The following is a 15,121-nucleotide window of genomic DNA, read 5'->3' on the forward strand; positions in this document are numbered from 1 at the left end:
CAATGGCAATTGCTTATATCAGTGAAAAAGGACCTAGACGGTCCGATAACCAAGACGCAGTTGGCGCCTTTTTCAACCGGGCTGGTGAGCCCTTAGTCCTAGTGGCTGATGGGGTGGCTTCCAACCCTGGTTCGAAACAGGCTAGTCAGCTGGTTGTCAATGCTTTAGGAGCGGCCTGGGAGTCTAAAAGCCTATCAGACCCTGAAAGTGTTAAAGATTGGTTGGTTCATCAAGCTGATTTAGCCAATAAGTCAATTTTATTAGCGGGGCAAAATAACCCAAATGTCAACCAGATGGCAACCACGATTGTTTTGGCTGTTAGTTTACCAGATCAAATTTTGGTGGCGAATGCTGGCGATTCTAGGGCCTATTTGCTACGCAACAAGGAAACAGAGTTGCTGACCTTTGACCACACGTTGAAAAACGAATTGGAACGGAGCTCTGGCCAGATTTATGGGTCAGATTTGCCAGAAGCTAATTCGTTGACTCGGTACTTAGGGGTTAACCAGCAGGTTGACTTGGAGTGGACGACCTTTAAGCCCCAAAAGGGTGACTGGTTATATTTAACCTCTGATGGTTTGTCGAAGGTCTTGTCCTTAGAAGAACAGGTCAATATTATCCAACCAGGCCGGCTCCGTCCAGGCAACTTACCTAAATTGGGCTCAATTTCGGATTTGTTAGAGCGAATCAAGGCCTTGATGACAGCTGCGATTGCTCGTAATGCGCCCGATAACATTACTGCTTTATTGGTAACGGACTTAACCAACCCAAAGCAGCGAGTGGCCAACGATGAACAAGATACCAAGCACCAACACCACGAAGCAGGGGGAACCGACTAATGCCAGAAGGAACGATTATTGATAGTCGCTATAAAATCGTCAAATCCCTTGGAAACGGCGGAATGGCGAACGTTTACCAAGCATATGATCTGTATCTAAAGCGCTATGTGACCTTAAAGGTGATTCGCTTAGATATTAAAGACGAATCGAATGCAGTTGCCCGGTTCCAACGTGAAGCCAAGGCGGCTACGGAACTTTCAAATGACCACATTGTTCAAGTTTATGATGTTGGTGAGTACCAGGGACTGTCTTATTTAGTGATGGAATATGTGGAAGGCATGGACTTAAAGGCCTATGTCCAAGACCGCTTTCCAATCCCATATAAGCAAGTTGTCAACATGATGGAACAAATCCTGGAGGCTGTTAATGCTGCCCACCAGGCTGGGATTATTCACCGGGACTTGAAGCCACAAAATATCTTGGTCGATGATAACGACCAGGTTAAGATTACGGACTTTGGAATTGCAACGGCCCTAAAGCCCTTTTCTTATCCAAATAAAACGACTAGGGTGATCGGGTCAATCCATTATTTGGCACCCGAATTGCCAACCGGCCAGTCGGCTTCCGTGAAGTCTGACGTCTATGCTTTAGGAGTTATCTTGTATGAGATGTTGACCAACCAGGTTCCTTACCAAGGGGACACGGCTGACCAGGTCGCTTACAAGCACGGCAATGTCCCAATGCCATTTGTCCGTGACTTTGACGAACAAATTCCGCAGGCTTTGGAAAACGTCATCTTAAAGGCGACAGCCAAGAACCCAATGGACCGGTACTTGTCAGCCGAGACAATGGCAGATGATTTGAAGACCTCTTTGTCAAAGCGTCGGTCACAAGAACCCCGCTTTGTCCCAGAGACGTCTGATGAGACCCGTTTAGTTGATACGGACTGGGCAAAGCACCCGTATGTCGATGATGACCCGGATGATATCTATGATGTGGAAAAAGAAAAGCCAGTCGACCAAAAAATTATTGATTATGCCCAACAGGGTTATTCGGTTAAAAAGATTGCTCGGATGGTTGATCGGACGCCAAAGTATGTCCGGAAAGTTTTGGATGAAAACGGGATTAAGTACCGGTCTGCTAAAAAATGGGTCGTTGGAATTTTCTTCCTAACAATTGTTCTTGCTGGTGTCTTTGGTGCTGCTTACTGGAAGGGCCTTTATGTCGAAATGCCGGATGTAACGGGGATGACCAAGGCCCAGGCTGAAAGCAAGATTTCGGATGCTGGTTTGTCAGTTGGAAACGTGACAACTTCTAGTTCAAAGACGGTTTCAAAGGGAAATGTGATTAAGTCTAGTCCGGTGGCTAATTCCAATATTGAAAAGGGCAGCACAGTTAACCTGGTGGTTTCTTCTGGAAATGATCTGGTAACCCTCTCTGACTATACGAGCTGGACCTATTCATCTGCCTCATCAGCTTTGACCAAAAAAGGTTTTACTGTTAATAAAAAGACGCAGTCCAGTTCCGATGTTGCGAGCGGGGATGTGATTTCACAATCTGTATCAGCTGGTTCATCAGTTGACCCAAGTTCAACTACGATTACTCTGACGGTCTCTTCTGGGGCAGCCAAAGTGACCCTGCCAAACTTGGTTGGTGAAACACAGTCTGAGGCTTTGTCTTGGGCCAATAATAACAACGTTCAGTTGAGCTTTACAACGCAAAACTCATCGACAACAGCCGGCCAGGTCTTGAGCCAAAGTTCATCTGCCGGAACACAGTTTGCGGTCAACAACGTTTTGACGTTGACAATTTCAACGGGAACGAGTTCAAGCTCAAGTTCGAGCGCCTCATCGTCTTCATCAGGTAGTTAAAATTAAATTCTATGACGGGAATGTCATTTGGATTTTCCCGTCATTTTTATTTACAAAAGATGCTATACTTAGGCTATGAAAACAGGACGGATTATCCGGTCTTTAGCCGGTTATTATGACATTATGCAAGAGGGTGGTTCGGTTGAACGGACCAGAGCCAGAGGACAGTTCCGCCAAAAAAAGAACCGACCATTAGTTGGGGACTTTGCTGACTTTGAGTCAGAAAATGGCGAGGGCTTTATTTGGGCATTGCATGACCGGCAAAATGACTTGGTCCGCCCGCCGATTGCTAATGTTGATTTGGCAATTGTCGTGACTTCAATGGTCGAACCGGCCTTTTCACAAAACTTATTAGACCGGCAGTTAGTTGCTTTGGAAGCAGCCAAGGTCCAACCAATCTTATTCTTTTCCAAGATTGACTTGGTTGACCAGGAGGGGTTAGAGGTCTTAGCAAAGGCCGTGGCGGACTACCGAGGAATTGGTTATACGGTCATTTTGTCAACTGACGATTTGGAAGCAAGTTTCGCGCCGGTCCTAAAAAACCAAGTCGTAGTGGCGATGGGACAAACCGGGGCTGGTAAGTCGACCTTGCTGAACCGGTTAGCACCGGAACTAAAATTGGCGACTTCTGAAGTTTCTAAAGCCTTGTCGCGTGGAAAACACACCACCCGTCAAGTTTCTTTGATCGAAGTGCCAAAGTTTGAAACGCTGATTGCTGACACGCCTGGTTTTTCATCGTATGAAGTCTTTGACTTCCCGGTTGAAAAACTTGGCGATTATTTCCCGGAAATCAAGAAAGTCAGTGCTTTTTGTAAGTTTCGGACGTGTTCTCATTTGAACGAACCAGGTTGTGCGGTCAAAGAGGCGGTCGACCTTGGCAGTATTTCAGAAGCACGGTATAATAGTTATGAACTCTTTTACCAAATCATTAAAGGTAAGCGCCCAGTCTACCAGAAAACTAGCCAGAAATGGCGGCAGCAGTAGGTTGTAGCGGTTGGAAGTTCGCTGAGAAAGAGGAGAAACATGGCTGGAATTATCGCCCCATCAATTTTAAGTGCCGACGTTACCAAGTTGGGTGAAGACGTTGCAACAGTTGAACAAGCTGGTGCAAAGTACCTTCACATCGACTTGATGGATGGAACTTTTGTTCCATCAATGGCTTATGGACCCGCTTGGGTTAAGCAACTCCGCCCACAAACTAAGTTGTTCTTGGACGTTCATTTGATGGCTGTCCACCCTGAAAACCATGTAGAAGAGCTGGCTGAGGCTGGTGCTGACTTGATTGGTGTTCACGTTGAAGCAACTGACCACATCCACCGTGTCTTGCAAATGATTAAGGCAGCAGGCGTGAAGGCTGAGGTTGTCATTAACCCTGGAACCCCTGTTTCAGCCATTATCCCAGTATTGTCAATGGTCGACCAAGTTTTGGTGATGACGGTTAACCCTGGTTTTGGCGGCCAAGAATTCTTGCCAGAAATGGTTGAAAAGATTAAGGAATTGACTGCCTATAAGCAAGAAAATGGCTTGGACTTTGATATCGAAGTTGATGGTGGGATTAACGATAAGACGATTGCCTTGACAGCTGCGGCTGGTGCCAACGTCTTCGTGGCTGGATCATATGTTTATGATAAGGTTGACCCAGCGGCTAAGGTTCAAAAGTTAAAAGAATTAACTGATTAATTTGATGTTAGCCAGAAAAGATTTTCTTTTCTGGCTTTTTTAGTAAGGGGAGTAGGGGATGCGTGTCAATATTCTAGCTGGCGGGCCAACAGATTTTTGGCCCAGTGATATTTTTGACCGACCAGGAACCTGGGTTGGGGCAGACCGTGGGGCTTGGCGGCTCTTGCAAGCTGGCGTTGATTTTGCCATGGCGGTGGGTGATTTTGATTCACTGTCACCAGCGGAATTTGACGAGCTGACCAGTCATTTGGAAAAGCACAGCATCCATCGTTTTATTCCTGAAAAAGACTATACCGATGTTCAATTGGCAATTAAGTATGCCGATGCTAAATTAGGCGCGGATGAAATTTATGTCTATGGGGCGACTGGTGGCCGGTTGGACCATTTATTGGCCAATTTAACCATTCCCTCGATGACTGGTTTTCATGAATTGACGGAAAAGATTTTTCTGGTTGACCAAGATAACGTCGTTTCTTATTTGTTGCCTGGGGAAAAGACGGTTCACCAAGTTCCTGGGATGAAATATTTAGGGTTTATGCCATTGGGTATAGTTGATAATTTGAAGATTATTGACGCTAAGTACACCTTGACACAGCCTAAAAGTCGGGCTATAATGTGGTCATCAAATGAATTTATTGGCGAATTGGTACACATCTCGTTCGAGACTGGTATCATCGTCGTGACACAGAGTAAGGATGGAGGTCAATAACATGGCAGTAACAGCAATTACCGATGCAGATTTCGCAAAAGAAACTGATTCAGGCGTTTCAATTACCGATTTCTGGGCAACTTGGTGTGGCCCTTGCAAGATGCAATCACCAGTTTTGGATGCTTTGTCTGAAGAAGACGGTGTCAATAACATCAAGTTTTTGAAGATGGATGTTGATGAAAACAAGGAAACACCATCGAACTTCGGCATCCGTGCCATTCCAACTTTGGTTGTCATGAAAGATGGCCAAGCGGTCGAACGGTTGACTGGTTTTCACAACAAGGAACAACTAGCTGAAATTTTGCAGAAATACGCTTAAGTTCTTGCCAAGGTCGGTCCTTTCTGGTAAAATATTGTATTGTTGATAAGAAGAGCATGAACAACCTCGGCTCGGATAGGAGGGTCAGACATGGCAAAAGATGCAATTACTGGTGCACGCACCCGTTTTGGTAATCAACGTTCACACGCCTTGAATTCAAGTCGTCGTAGCTGGAAGCCAAACTTGCAAAAGGTTACTGTTAAGATTAACGGTTCCGCACCTAAGAAAGTTTACTTAACGGCACGTACTTTGAAGGCCGGATTAAAGAACGGTTCAATCGAACGTGTTTAAAAACCACTCACTTCGGGTGGTTTTTTTATTTAAACTAGGAAATTTAAGATGCTGTTTTAAATCTAAGGTAGGTCGACCTTAAGCATGGTAAAATAGAATTATCAGGTTTAGAAAGGAACGTGGGGACTTTTCCTCACAAGTAATCAAATGGCAATTAAGATTCAAACTAAAAATGGTGAAATCAAGGTTGAAAATGACGTGATTGCTTCAGTTGTTGGCGGCGCCACAATTGAAAACCCAGGCGTGGTTGGGATGGCCTCACGTTCTGCTTTAAAGGATGGAGTTAACCAGATTTTGAAGCGAGAAAACTATAGCCGAGGGGTTGTGGTTTCGCAAAGTGATGCCGGCATGTCAGTCGATGTTTATATCGTCGTTCAATACGGGATGAAACTGGCTGAAATCTCTGCCTCTGTCCAACGCAAGGTGAAGTACTACCTTGATACCTACCTGGGTCTGCATGTCCCAGAAGTGAACGTGATTGTTCAAGGAATTGCAACCAAGGATTAAAGGAATGACTGTAGAAAAAATAATGACGGTAACCGCTGCTGATTATGGCAAGATGGTCAATGCCGCCGCTGCTAAGCTTTCTGCTAATGCAGAAAACATTAACAAATTAAACGTTTTCCCCGTTCCTGATGGCGATACTGGGACTAATATGGCCTTGTCGCTTGCTTCAGGGGCCCAGTACGAGCGGGATTCTCAAGATGAAACTGTCGGCTTATTAGCCAAAGCAACCGCTAAGGGGCTTTTGATGGGCGCCCGTGGTAATTCTGGTGTCATCTTGTCGCAAATTTTCCGGGGAATGGCTGATTCGTTGGCGGACAAGGATAACTTGTCTGCCCGCGATTTGGCGGATGCCTTGATGGAAGCGGCCAAAGTAGCCTACCAGTCGGTGATGAAGCCGACCGAAGGGACAATTTTGACGGTTATCCGGGAAGCGGCGTCGGCTGCCGACCGGTCTGTTAAAGACGGAGCTGATTTGCCAACGATGATGACAGCGGTCGCTCAAGCTGCCCAGGTAGCTTTAGATAAGACACCAGAAATGTTACCCGTCTTAAAAGAGGTTGGCGTAGTTGACTCTGGTGGCCAAGGCCTGGTCTTAGTTCTGTCAGCCTTTGCAGAGGTTATTGCTGGAACGGTCAACGATGAAGACCTGCAGGCACCTGATAATGCTGAATTAGACCAGATGGTTGCTAAGCTTCATGCTGGGGCTCAAGCCAACGAATCCCTCCGCCCTGAAGACATTAAGTATGGTTATTGTACCGAAGTGATGGTTGAACTCGGCCATGGGACAACCTATACTAAGGACTTTGACTACCAAGAATTTTATGATTACATCGCTGACCGTGGAGATTCATTACTAGTCATTAACGATGATGATGTGGTGAAGGTTCATGTTCACACCGAAGATCCTGGTGCGATTATTCACTGGGGAACGGAATTTGGTTCCTTACTGAAGGTCAAGGTTGACAACATGCGCGACCAACAGCAGGCAGTGATTGACGAGCAGGCGAAGGAAGATGCTGAGAAAAAGGTCGGTCAGGCAGAGACAAAGCCCGTACCTGCAGTTGCCATTTTTGCGGTTGCTTCAGGCGCTGGGGTGGCTGAACTTTTTGAATCGCTTGGTGTCTACCAAGTCATTACTGGTGGGCAAACGATGAACCCATCTACAGCTGACTTTGTTGACGCAATCCAGGCTTCCGGTGCTGAAAACGCGATTATTTTGCCAAATAACTCCAACATTTTCTTGGCTGCTGACCAAGCAAAGGACTTAGTCGAAGTTCCGGTTGAAGTGGTGAAGTCAAGGACGGTCCAACAAGGGCTGACTGCCATGCTCGGCTATAACCCAGATGCTTCTGTGGCAGATAACCAGGCGGCAATGACGGAAGAATTGGCAACAGTTATTTCCGGTCAAGTAACCAAGTCTGTCCGTGATACGACTTTAAACGGTCAAACAATCAAAAAGGGTGACTTTCTGGGCATGGTTGACGGTGAGATTGCCGTTGTTGGTCAGAAGTTACTTGAAACCTCGACAGATATGTTAAAAAAGATGCTAGATGACGATAGTGAAATCGTGACCATTATCACTGGTAAGGGTGCGAAGGCGAAGGATGCCAAGGCCTTGACTGCAGCGATTGAAGAAATTGATGAAGACTTGGAAGTCGAAGTTCACGACGGTGGGCAGGACTTGTACCCATTTTTAATTTCAGTCGAATAATTTGATAAGCAAAAAACGCTACTTGTACAAGTAGCGTTTTTTACTTTGCTTAAAGTTGTTATTTAATAGCAGCGATAGCGGCATAGATAACAGAACCGGCCATAACTACCACCATAAAGATGGCCATGATCCAAGTCCAAACTTGGAACTTACTCTTCTTTTTCTTTTCCACGCGTGGGATTGGCTTGCGGTCTAATTGACGGTTGACCTCGGCTTGTAATGCTTGGTCAACGTCAGCGCTGGTTGTGTTTGTGGCTGTTTGGGCCTTTTCAACTTTTTTGTTCTTCTTTTTAGGCATATTAGTAACCCTTGTCTCCTGATAATCTAAAAATATCATACCATAATCGTAGTTAAAATTGAAATTCTAGCCGGTGCTTGGTAGAGTAATTCTAGAGGTAAAGACGATGAATTGGTATATTTGGCCGGCAATCTGGCTTTTAGTAATTTTATTAATGACGATTTGGCGGTTGTTTTACCGGGCCTTTCCAAGCCTTGGAATTTTAGACTTAGCCATGGTGCCCACTTGGGTTTTAGCCTATTTTTTGTGGGGTGCAGCCTTTTACCGGTCTGATATTCTAGCCATCTTGGTTGCTTGGCTGATTATTGGGGCGATCTGGTCTTTTGCTTCAATTCGACGGGGCCGAACAATTCGAGTGTTTTTACACCGTTATTGGCAAGTTACAGCTGTCATTGGTGTCATCTTAATGTTGGCTTTGTCGGTAGCAGCCGTTATTTTAGTAAAATAGGGAAAATCCCCCACCAGGCATAAACCTTGATTTATCAAGGTTTATGCCTTTTTTGTTACTTATTTTTCGAAAAAATGTCAATAAAAGTGGAGGAATGTGGGGGAATGTGGTAAATTAATGTTAAGTTAAATTTAAGAAAGGAGGTGAGCCTATGTTCATGGGAGAATCTTCACATAATTTAGATCCTAAGGGTAGGCTCACTATCCCAGTTAAATTTCGAAACCAGCTGGGCGAGTCCTTTGTCATCGTCCGTTGGATGGAACATGCCCTAAGGGCAATGCCAATGTCTGTCTGGCAAAACCTAGAAGAACAGTTAAATGACTTACCGCTCGGGAAGAAAGAAGCCCGGGCTTTTAAGCGTTTTGTTTTGGCGGGCGCCAAGGAGGCCGAGTTTGATAAGCAGGGCCGAGTGATTGTTGACGGTAACCTGAAAGACTACGCTCAGATTGATAAAGAAGTAGTTGTGACGGGTGCTGGTGACTCGTTTGAAATATGGTCAGCAGAGAACTGGCAAGAATACACCGCTGCAACGGCTGAAAACTTCGACGACATTGCCGAAGGCTTGGTAGATTTTGATTTTTAAGAAGATGAAGAGGAAAGGAGGACAAGCAAATGGCATTTGAACACATCACGGTCCTCCAAAAAGAAGCGGTCGACTTACTAGACGTTAATCCAACCGGAACCTATGTTGACGCCACCCTTGGTGGGGGTGGCCACACTGGTGAGATTTTAAAGAAGTTGACGACTGGTACTCTTTATTCCTTTGACCAAGACCAAACGGCCATCGACCATAACAAGGCCCAGTACGAACAAGAGATTGCAGCTGGCAAGTTGGTGCTGGTTTTCCAAAACTTTCGCACTTTGAAAGATAGTCTGGCTGCCCACGGTGTAACGGCCGTTGATGGTGTCTTGTATGATTTGGGTGTTTCTTCTGTGCAATTTGACGAAGGAGACCGGGGCTTTTCTTATAACCATGACGCCCCCTTGGATATGCGGATGGACCAGCGCCAAGACTTGACGGCCTTGACGATTGTTAATGACTGGCCTTTTGCCGACTTAGTCCGAGTCTTAACCCGGTACGGGGAAGACCGGTTTGGCAAAGCAATTGCCCGTAAGATTGAACAGACCCGGGAAAAAGAACGGATTGAAACAACCTTTGACCTGGTTGAAATTATCAAAGAAGCAATTCCAGCACCAGCTCGCCGGCATGGTGGCCATCCGGCCAAGCGAACTTTCCAGGCTTTACGAGTTGCCGTTAACGACGAACTTGGGGCTTTGGAAGATTCGCTTAGCCAAGCGTTAGACTTGTTGGCTGTTGACGGTCGGATTGCTGCGATTTCTTTCCAGTCTCAAGAAGACCGGTTGATTAAGCAGATGTTTCGTGAAAAGACGGCCTTGCCGGATGTACCACGAGGCTTACCACTTTTGCCAGAGCAAATGCAGGCCGACTACAAGTTGCTCACTCGAAAGGCAATTAAGCCTAACGAAGAAGAACAAAGTGAAAACCACCGTTCCACCTCGGCACAGTTACGCGGCATCGTCCGTTTAAAAGTTGACGAGACCAAGTGATTGTTTTTCAAGTTAACCCAGTGAATTTAAGTAAAGGAGTTTCCAATGGCACAAAATGCTTACCGATACCAAAACGTTGCGACAGCCTTACCCAAGCAAGATGTCCCGGCGGTCAAAAAAGTCCGGACCAAGAAGCGCTACCAGGCGGCCGTCTGGACGAAGCGCGAACGAGGACTGGTTGTCTTTATGGCAGCAGTTGTGGTGTTCTTGATGCTTGGAACAGTGGCTACCACAGTTTCAATGCAGCGAGTTGCTGTTGAAAATCAAAGTGTGACTTCAAAAATTACTCAGGTTAAAGAAGAAAACGATTCTTACCGTGGCGATATTCAGTCAAAAACTAACCAAGAAAACTTGGAAAAGGTCGCAAAATCGGCTAATATGGAACAGAGTACTAACAATGTCCGCAATGTAAACCAATAGTAAAATATGAGTAAAGATAAAAGACGACAACCTGGTAAAAAAGTAACCAAGAACGCAAAAGTTTTTGGCGGCCTCCTATTCATGGGGGCTTTCTTTGTTATTTTGATTATGGCTGGTCGTCTTTTTCAAATTGCTGGCATTAAAGTCGTTAATGGCCACAACCTGACCACCGCTACCCGGTTGACCTTTTTGCAAAAGGATACGGTTCAAGCAACCCGTGGCCAGATTTTAGATTCAACTGGCCAGGTGTTGGCCGATAATTCAACGGTTTACGATATGTATGCCGTCTTAGATAAAAAACAAGTCACTAGCGGTGGTAAGCCTGACTATGTTGTCAATAAAAAGGAGACTGCTGAAAAGCTCAGTGAAACTCTTGGCATTTCTTACGAAACCTTTTATAGTCAATTAACTTCGGGTAAGCTCCAAGTTGAATTTGGCTCAAAGACCAAGAGTTTAAGTGTTGACCAATATAATAAAATTAAGGCGTTGAAGCTGCCGGGAATTAAGTTCACCTCACAGCCAGCCCGGTATTACCCAAACAACCGGATGGCTTCTGAAATTATTGGTTTGACTAATTCCGTACAAAACGCTGTTGGTCAGCGGACATTGAACGGAATTCTTGGTGTTGAAGCCTTTAAGAACAAAATCTTACGAGGGAAAGACGGGGTAACCACCTCACTTGGGTCTCAAGTTCAAACTTCTAAGAAAAACCAAGTTCAAAATGGTGATAACGTCACTTTGACCATCAATGAAAAGCTCCAAGCAACTTTGGAAAACCGGATGGATGTTTTGTTCTCAGCTACCAAAGCTAAGTCAGCCGTAGCGGTAGTGATGGAAGCGAAGACTGGTAAGATTGTGGCAGAAACACAACGGCCAAACTTCGATCCCAATACCCAGGACGGTTTGAGTGATGCTTGGGAAAACTTGTTGAACCAAGGTTCCTTTGAACCAGGGTCAACGATGAAGACCATCACCTTGGCGGCTGCCATTCAAGAGGGGAAGTGGAAGCCAAATGACACTTACCAGTCTGGAACCTATGAAATTAATGGTCAGAAGGTTGTCGATGCCTTTGGGAATAACGAAGGGACATTGACCTTTGAACAGGCCTACGAACGGTCTTCAAACGTTGGTTTTGCCCACGTGGAACAGTCGTTGGGGGCTAAAACCTGGCTGTCTTACTTAAAGAAGTTCTTGTTCTTGCGTAAGACTGGTTTGGAATTGCCAAACGAAGAGTCTGGTTCAATTTCCTTTACTCAGCCAATTGACCAAGCCAACACGGCCTATGGTCAGGCAATCCGAGTCACACCAGCACAACTCTTGCAGGCTTATTCAACCTTTGCCAATGGTGGTAAGGAAATTAAGCCGTACTTAGTTGAAAAGATTACGGATCCAACGACCGGAAAGGTTGTTTATAAGGGAAAGACCGAAACGGTTGCTAACCCTGTTTCCGCGTCAACAGCTAAGCAGGTTTTGGCAAGTATGAATAACGTTGTCAACGCCGATGATGGAACAGCCAAGGCTTACTCATTGTCTGATGTTGGTTACCAGGTCGGTGCTAAGACCGGAACGGCCCAAATTTCTCAAAACGGAAAGTACTTAGATGGGTTGACCAACGATATTCATTCGATCATGACAATCGTGCCAACTAATAATCCAAAGTATATAATGTATATAGCTGTTAAGCAGCCACAGGTCTTCCCAGACGCCAACATTCAGATTACTTTAAATAACGTGTTCCGTCCTGTGATGTTGCAAGCCCTAAACGATGGTGATGGAGATGTCAAATCCAAGACTAATGAAGTCACGATTCCAGATGTCCGCGGTAAGTCGGTCAGTGATGCGACCCAAACGTTGCAAAACCTTGGGATGCGGGTTGCCGCCGTTGGCTCAACTGGTAACGTGACGGCTCAGTCAATCAAGGCTGGCCAGAAATCAGTCAAGGGAAGCTTGGTCTTACTGACGGCTAAGGGTGCGGCCACTGTACCGGACTTCACGTCATGGACTAAAAACGAAGTCTTGGCTTGGGGTTATTTGGCCAACGTTAAAATGTCTTTGACCGGTTCTGGCTACGGTGAAAAGCAAAGCATTCAGTCAGGAACAACAATTTCAAAGCAAACTAAATTGACCGTTAACTTTAAGGAGAAGTCATAATGTCAGTTGTACTCGAATTTTTATTGGGGATGGTGATTACGGCGTTACTAATGCCGACCGCCATTAAAAAACTAAAGCAAAGTAAGGAGCAAGCGGTGATTCGCACGCTTGGCCCTGACCACCAGCAAAAGGCGGGAACGCCATCACTGGGTGGGGCAGTCTTTGTTTTAGTTGCCATCATCGTGGCTTTTTGCCTCCCTGGTACTTACAGAAACCACGTGGCCTTTACAACGACGCTGGCTTTATCCGTTGCGGTGGGAAGCTTTGCTTTGATTGGAGCGATTGACGATGGGCTAAAAATGCTCCGCCATGCCGATGATGGTTTTGCCTTCAAGCCAAAGCTGGCGGCCCAAACGGCTTCCGCCTTTGTCGTGATGCTTTTGCTTTGGTCCTTGCACGTGCCAGCCGCTTTGAACTTACCTTACTATGGGGTGGTTTACCTTGGGGTCTTCTACATTGTCTTCTTGTGGATCTGGCTGGTTGGCTGGTCCAATGCAACCAACTTGACCGACGGCTTGGATGGCTTGCTTGGTGGCTTGTCCGTGATTGCCTATGCTGCCTACACCATTTTGGCCTTGCGAGCTTCCAACTGGGCAATGGTTTCATTCAATTTAATTTTGATTGGGACAATCGCTGGCTTTTTGATCTTTAATTTGCCAAAGGCCAAGATTTTCATGGGCGACACTGGGTCATTGGCCTTAGGGGCTGGCCTAGCGGTCGAATCAATTCTCTTACACGCCGTGATTTCGCTTTTGATTATTGGCTTGGTTTTCGCGATTGAAACCTTGTCAGTGATTATTCAAACGATTTCTTATCATTACTTTAAAAAGCGAGTCTTTCCAATGGCACCAATCCACCACTCTTTTGAAAAGTTTGGTTGGAGCGAATGGCAAATTGATATTGCCTTTTGGGCCTTTGGCATTCTCCTAGCTGTCCTAGGTCTGTGGCTCTTTTAAAAAATGGTGGCTTGGCCACCGTACATATTTCAAATTTAATCGGGGGAAGAAATGAACAAGTTGAATTTTAACAATCAAAAAGTACTCGTACTTGGCTGGGCCAAATCAGGCCAAGCGGCAGCAAAGCGGCTGGTTCAACTTGGAGCCCAGGTGACGGTTGCTAACCGGGATGAAATCCCTGAAGACCAAACTGTTAAAGATTTGAAAGAGGCCGGTGTTATTTTTGCTGAAAATGACCAGGCTGACGCCTTGGATACCGATACCAATTACGTGGTTAAAAACCCAGGGATTAAATACGAACAGCCGTTACTGGTTAAAGCAGCAGAACTTGAAATCCCGATTTTGACTGAAGTAGCAGTCGCCTTATCAACTTTTACCGGCCGGTTGATTACAATTACCGGGTCTAATGGAAAAACCACGACGACGACGCTTGTTTTTAAGATGCTCCAAGCTGATGACCACCAGGGCAAGGTCGTTGTTGCCGGTAATATTGGAACGCCGGTCTGCCAAGTCGTTGGTGACCTGAGTTCAGAGGATACCTTGGTCTTGGAGTTATCTTCTTTCCAGCTGGAAGGAATTCCTGAAATCCAACCAGATATTGCGGTCATCACGAATGTCTTCTCCAACCACTTAGACTTCCACCACAGTCGTGAAGCCTATTTGGCAGCTAAGGTTCACTTGGTTGAAAACCAACGGCCCGACCAAGTTGCCATTTTAAATGGCCAGGGCCAAGATACGCCGGTGATTGCCAAAAAGACGCAAGCCAAGGTTTTGACTTTTGACCCCGAAGACCAAAGTGCATATGCTCATCAAACGGGTGATGACTTGGTCTTTGGCGACCAGACCTTAATGGCCTTTGCTGATGTTGCCTTAGTTGGCCGGCCAAATTTGGAAAATGTTTTGGCTGCCACCGCTGCAACGACTGTAGCTGGTGCCAGTGCTGACGCTGAAAAGTCGGTTTTGACGACCTTTGCAGGTGTTGAACACCGGTTAGAATTTTTGTTTAAAAACCAAGGAGTCTTGTACTACAACGATTCAAAGGCCACTGATATCGAGGCTACTCAGGCGGCTTTGTCAGCCTTTAGCCAACCAACGATTTTGTTGGCCGGTGGGTTGGACCGTGGTGATGATTTGATGCGGTTGGCCCCAGATTTGAAAAACGTGAAGCAAGTGATTGCCTTTGGGCAAACAAAGGACAAGGTTGTTGCCTTGGCTGAAGCAAAAAAAATTCCGGTTTCAGTAGTGGAGTCGGTTAAGGAGGCGGCCCCGTTGGCTGTTTCAATGGCCCAGGTTGGTGATGTGGTTTTGCTATCACCATCCGCGGCATCTTGGGACCAGTACCCAAACTTTGAAGTTCGTGGTCAGGTCTTTGTGAAAGCCTTGAAAGAGGCATTACAAAAAGCATAGGAGGA

The 15,121-nt window shown here is 45.9% G+C and carries 17 protein-coding genes; 16 read left to right on the forward strand and 1 reads right to left on the reverse strand.

Features of this window, described 5'->3' with window-relative positions:
* Positions 1 to 2 precede the first annotated feature (2 nt).
* The 9 genes from AC5162_RS00170 (at position 3) to AC5162_RS00210 (ending at position 7,867) form a co-directional block, all read left to right on the forward strand.
* Positions 3 to 839, forward strand: a complete 837-nt coding sequence (locus tag AC5162_RS00170) for a PP2C family protein-serine/threonine phosphatase (RefSeq protein ID WP_496533246.1) — start codon at positions 3 to 5, stop codon at positions 837 to 839.
* On the forward strand, positions 839 to 2,650 hold the full coding sequence (gene pknB, locus AC5162_RS00175; RefSeq protein WP_496533247.1) for a Stk1 family PASTA domain-containing Ser/Thr kinase: 1,812 nt from the start codon (positions 839 to 841) through the stop codon (positions 2,648 to 2,650). Before AC5162_RS00170 ends, pknB begins: the two co-directional genes overlap by 1 nt.
* Before the next feature lie 75 nt (positions 2,651 to 2,725).
* Positions 2,726 to 3,634 (forward strand): ribosome small subunit-dependent GTPase A, encoded by a 909-nt coding sequence (gene rsgA / locus AC5162_RS00180; RefSeq protein WP_496533248.1) that lies wholly within the window; start codon positions 2,726 to 2,728, stop codon positions 3,632 to 3,634.
* A gap of 39 nt (positions 3,635 to 3,673) precedes the next feature.
* On the forward strand, positions 3,674 to 4,330 hold the full coding sequence (gene rpe, locus AC5162_RS00185) for a ribulose-phosphate 3-epimerase (protein ID WP_496533249.1): 657 nt from the start codon (positions 3,674 to 3,676) through the stop codon (positions 4,328 to 4,330).
* Between the two features lie 58 nt (positions 4,331 to 4,388).
* Positions 4,389 to 5,039 carry a thiamine diphosphokinase gene (locus tag AC5162_RS00190; RefSeq protein ID WP_496533250.1) on the forward strand — a complete coding sequence of 217 codons (651 nt, stop codon included), beginning with the start codon at positions 4,389 to 4,391 and terminating at the stop codon, positions 5,037 to 5,039.
* A 1-nt stretch (position 5,040) separates the two neighbouring features.
* On the forward strand, positions 5,041 to 5,358 hold the full coding sequence (gene trxA, locus AC5162_RS00195; RefSeq protein ID WP_496533251.1) for a thioredoxin: 318 nt from the start codon (positions 5,041 to 5,043) through the stop codon (positions 5,356 to 5,358).
* Between the two features lie 90 nt (positions 5,359 to 5,448).
* A complete protein-coding gene (gene rpmB, locus AC5162_RS00200) occupies positions 5,449 to 5,649 on the forward strand; it encodes a 50S ribosomal protein L28 (protein WP_047974341.1) in 201 nt (66 codons plus the stop codon).
* A gap of 147 nt (positions 5,650 to 5,796) precedes the next feature.
* Positions 5,797 to 6,156, forward strand: a complete 360-nt coding sequence (locus AC5162_RS00205) for an Asp23/Gls24 family envelope stress response protein (RefSeq protein WP_496533252.1) — start codon at positions 5,797 to 5,799, stop codon at positions 6,154 to 6,156.
* Positions 6,157 to 6,160: 4 nt separating this feature from the next.
* The gene (locus AC5162_RS00210) at positions 6,161 to 7,867 is read left to right on the forward strand and encodes a DAK2 domain-containing protein (protein ID WP_496533253.1); all 1,707 of its coding nucleotides are present in this window, start codon (positions 6,161 to 6,163) and stop codon (positions 7,865 to 7,867) included.
* 58 nt (positions 7,868 to 7,925) lie between these two features.
* On the opposite strand, the gene AC5162_RS00215 is transcribed toward AC5162_RS00210, so the two are convergent.
* Positions 7,926 to 8,165 (reverse strand): DUF4044 domain-containing protein, encoded by a 240-nt coding sequence (locus AC5162_RS00215; protein ID WP_496533254.1) that lies wholly within the window; start codon positions 8,163 to 8,165, stop codon positions 7,926 to 7,928.
* A gap of 106 nt (positions 8,166 to 8,271) precedes the next feature.
* On the opposite strand from AC5162_RS00215, the gene AC5162_RS00220 reads away from it, so the two are divergent.
* The 7 genes from AC5162_RS00220 (at position 8,272) to murD (ending at position 15,116) form a co-directional block, all read left to right on the forward strand.
* Positions 8,272 to 8,613, forward strand: coding sequence for a hypothetical protein (locus AC5162_RS00220; protein WP_496533255.1), 342 nt, complete (start codon positions 8,272 to 8,274; stop codon positions 8,611 to 8,613).
* A gap of 151 nt (positions 8,614 to 8,764) precedes the next feature.
* A complete protein-coding gene (gene mraZ / locus AC5162_RS00225) occupies positions 8,765 to 9,196 on the forward strand; it encodes a division/cell wall cluster transcriptional repressor MraZ (RefSeq protein WP_496533256.1) in 432 nt (143 codons plus the stop codon).
* A gap of 29 nt (positions 9,197 to 9,225) precedes the next feature.
* Positions 9,226 to 10,182, forward strand: a complete 957-nt coding sequence (gene rsmH / locus AC5162_RS00230) for a 16S rRNA (cytosine(1402)-N(4))-methyltransferase RsmH (RefSeq protein WP_496533257.1) — start codon at positions 9,226 to 9,228, stop codon at positions 10,180 to 10,182.
* A 45-nt stretch (positions 10,183 to 10,227) separates the two neighbouring features.
* Positions 10,228 to 10,602 (forward strand): cell division protein FtsL, encoded by a 375-nt coding sequence (locus AC5162_RS00235; RefSeq protein WP_496533258.1) that lies wholly within the window; start codon positions 10,228 to 10,230, stop codon positions 10,600 to 10,602.
* A 6-nt stretch (positions 10,603 to 10,608) separates the two neighbouring features.
* Complete coding sequence (locus AC5162_RS00240; RefSeq protein WP_496533259.1) at positions 10,609 to 12,753, forward strand: peptidoglycan D,D-transpeptidase FtsI family protein; 2,145 nt, start codon at positions 10,609 to 10,611, stop codon at positions 12,751 to 12,753.
* Positions 12,753 to 13,709, forward strand: coding sequence for a phospho-N-acetylmuramoyl-pentapeptide-transferase (gene mraY, locus AC5162_RS00245; protein ID WP_496533260.1), 957 nt, complete (start codon positions 12,753 to 12,755; stop codon positions 13,707 to 13,709). The genes AC5162_RS00240 and mraY overlap by 1 nt, the downstream gene beginning before the upstream one ends.
* A 51-nt stretch (positions 13,710 to 13,760) precedes the next feature.
* The gene (gene murD / locus AC5162_RS00250; protein ID WP_496533261.1) at positions 13,761 to 15,116 is read left to right on the forward strand and encodes a UDP-N-acetylmuramoyl-L-alanine--D-glutamate ligase; all 1,356 of its coding nucleotides are present in this window, start codon (positions 13,761 to 13,763) and stop codon (positions 15,114 to 15,116) included.
* The last annotated feature ends 5 nt before the right edge of the window (positions 15,117 to 15,121 follow it).

The organism is Fructobacillus sp. ChS1-6f1-1-27, from assembly GCF_059579415.1.

Bases quoted from the DNA above. Each gene is read 5' to 3' on its own strand.
- AC5162_RS00170 (WP_496533246.1), top strand. From the start codon at position 3: ATGGCAATTGCTTATATCAGTGAAAAAGGACCTAGACGGTCCGATAAC.
- pknB (WP_496533247.1), top strand. From the start codon at position 839: ATGCCAGAAGGAACGATTATTGATAGTCGCTATAAAATCGTCAAATCC.
- rsgA (WP_496533248.1), top strand. From the start codon at position 2,726: ATGAAAACAGGACGGATTATCCGGTCTTTAGCCGGTTATTATGACATT.
- rpe (WP_496533249.1), top strand. From the start codon at position 3,674: ATGGCTGGAATTATCGCCCCATCAATTTTAAGTGCCGACGTTACCAAG.
- AC5162_RS00190 (WP_496533250.1), top strand. From the start codon at position 4,389: ATGCGTGTCAATATTCTAGCTGGCGGGCCAACAGATTTTTGGCCCAGT.
- trxA (WP_496533251.1), top strand. From the start codon at position 5,041: ATGGCAGTAACAGCAATTACCGATGCAGATTTCGCAAAAGAAACTGAT.
- rpmB (WP_047974341.1), top strand. From the start codon at position 5,449: ATGGCAAAAGATGCAATTACTGGTGCACGCACCCGTTTTGGTAATCAA.
- AC5162_RS00205 (WP_496533252.1), top strand. From the start codon at position 5,797: ATGGCAATTAAGATTCAAACTAAAAATGGTGAAATCAAGGTTGAAAAT.
- AC5162_RS00210 (WP_496533253.1), top strand. From the start codon at position 6,161: ATGACTGTAGAAAAAATAATGACGGTAACCGCTGCTGATTATGGCAAG.
- AC5162_RS00215 (WP_496533254.1), bottom strand. From the start codon at position 8,165: ATGCCTAAAAAGAAGAACAAAAAAGTTGAAAAGGCCCAAACAGCCACA.
- AC5162_RS00220 (WP_496533255.1), top strand. From the start codon at position 8,272: ATGAATTGGTATATTTGGCCGGCAATCTGGCTTTTAGTAATTTTATTA.
- mraZ (WP_496533256.1), top strand. From the start codon at position 8,765: ATGTTCATGGGAGAATCTTCACATAATTTAGATCCTAAGGGTAGGCTC.
- rsmH (WP_496533257.1), top strand. From the start codon at position 9,226: ATGGCATTTGAACACATCACGGTCCTCCAAAAAGAAGCGGTCGACTTA.
- AC5162_RS00235 (WP_496533258.1), top strand. From the start codon at position 10,228: ATGGCACAAAATGCTTACCGATACCAAAACGTTGCGACAGCCTTACCC.
- AC5162_RS00240 (WP_496533259.1), top strand. From the start codon at position 10,609: ATGAGTAAAGATAAAAGACGACAACCTGGTAAAAAAGTAACCAAGAAC.
- mraY (WP_496533260.1), top strand. From the start codon at position 12,753: ATGTCAGTTGTACTCGAATTTTTATTGGGGATGGTGATTACGGCGTTA.
- murD (WP_496533261.1), top strand. From the start codon at position 13,761: ATGAACAAGTTGAATTTTAACAATCAAAAAGTACTCGTACTTGGCTGG.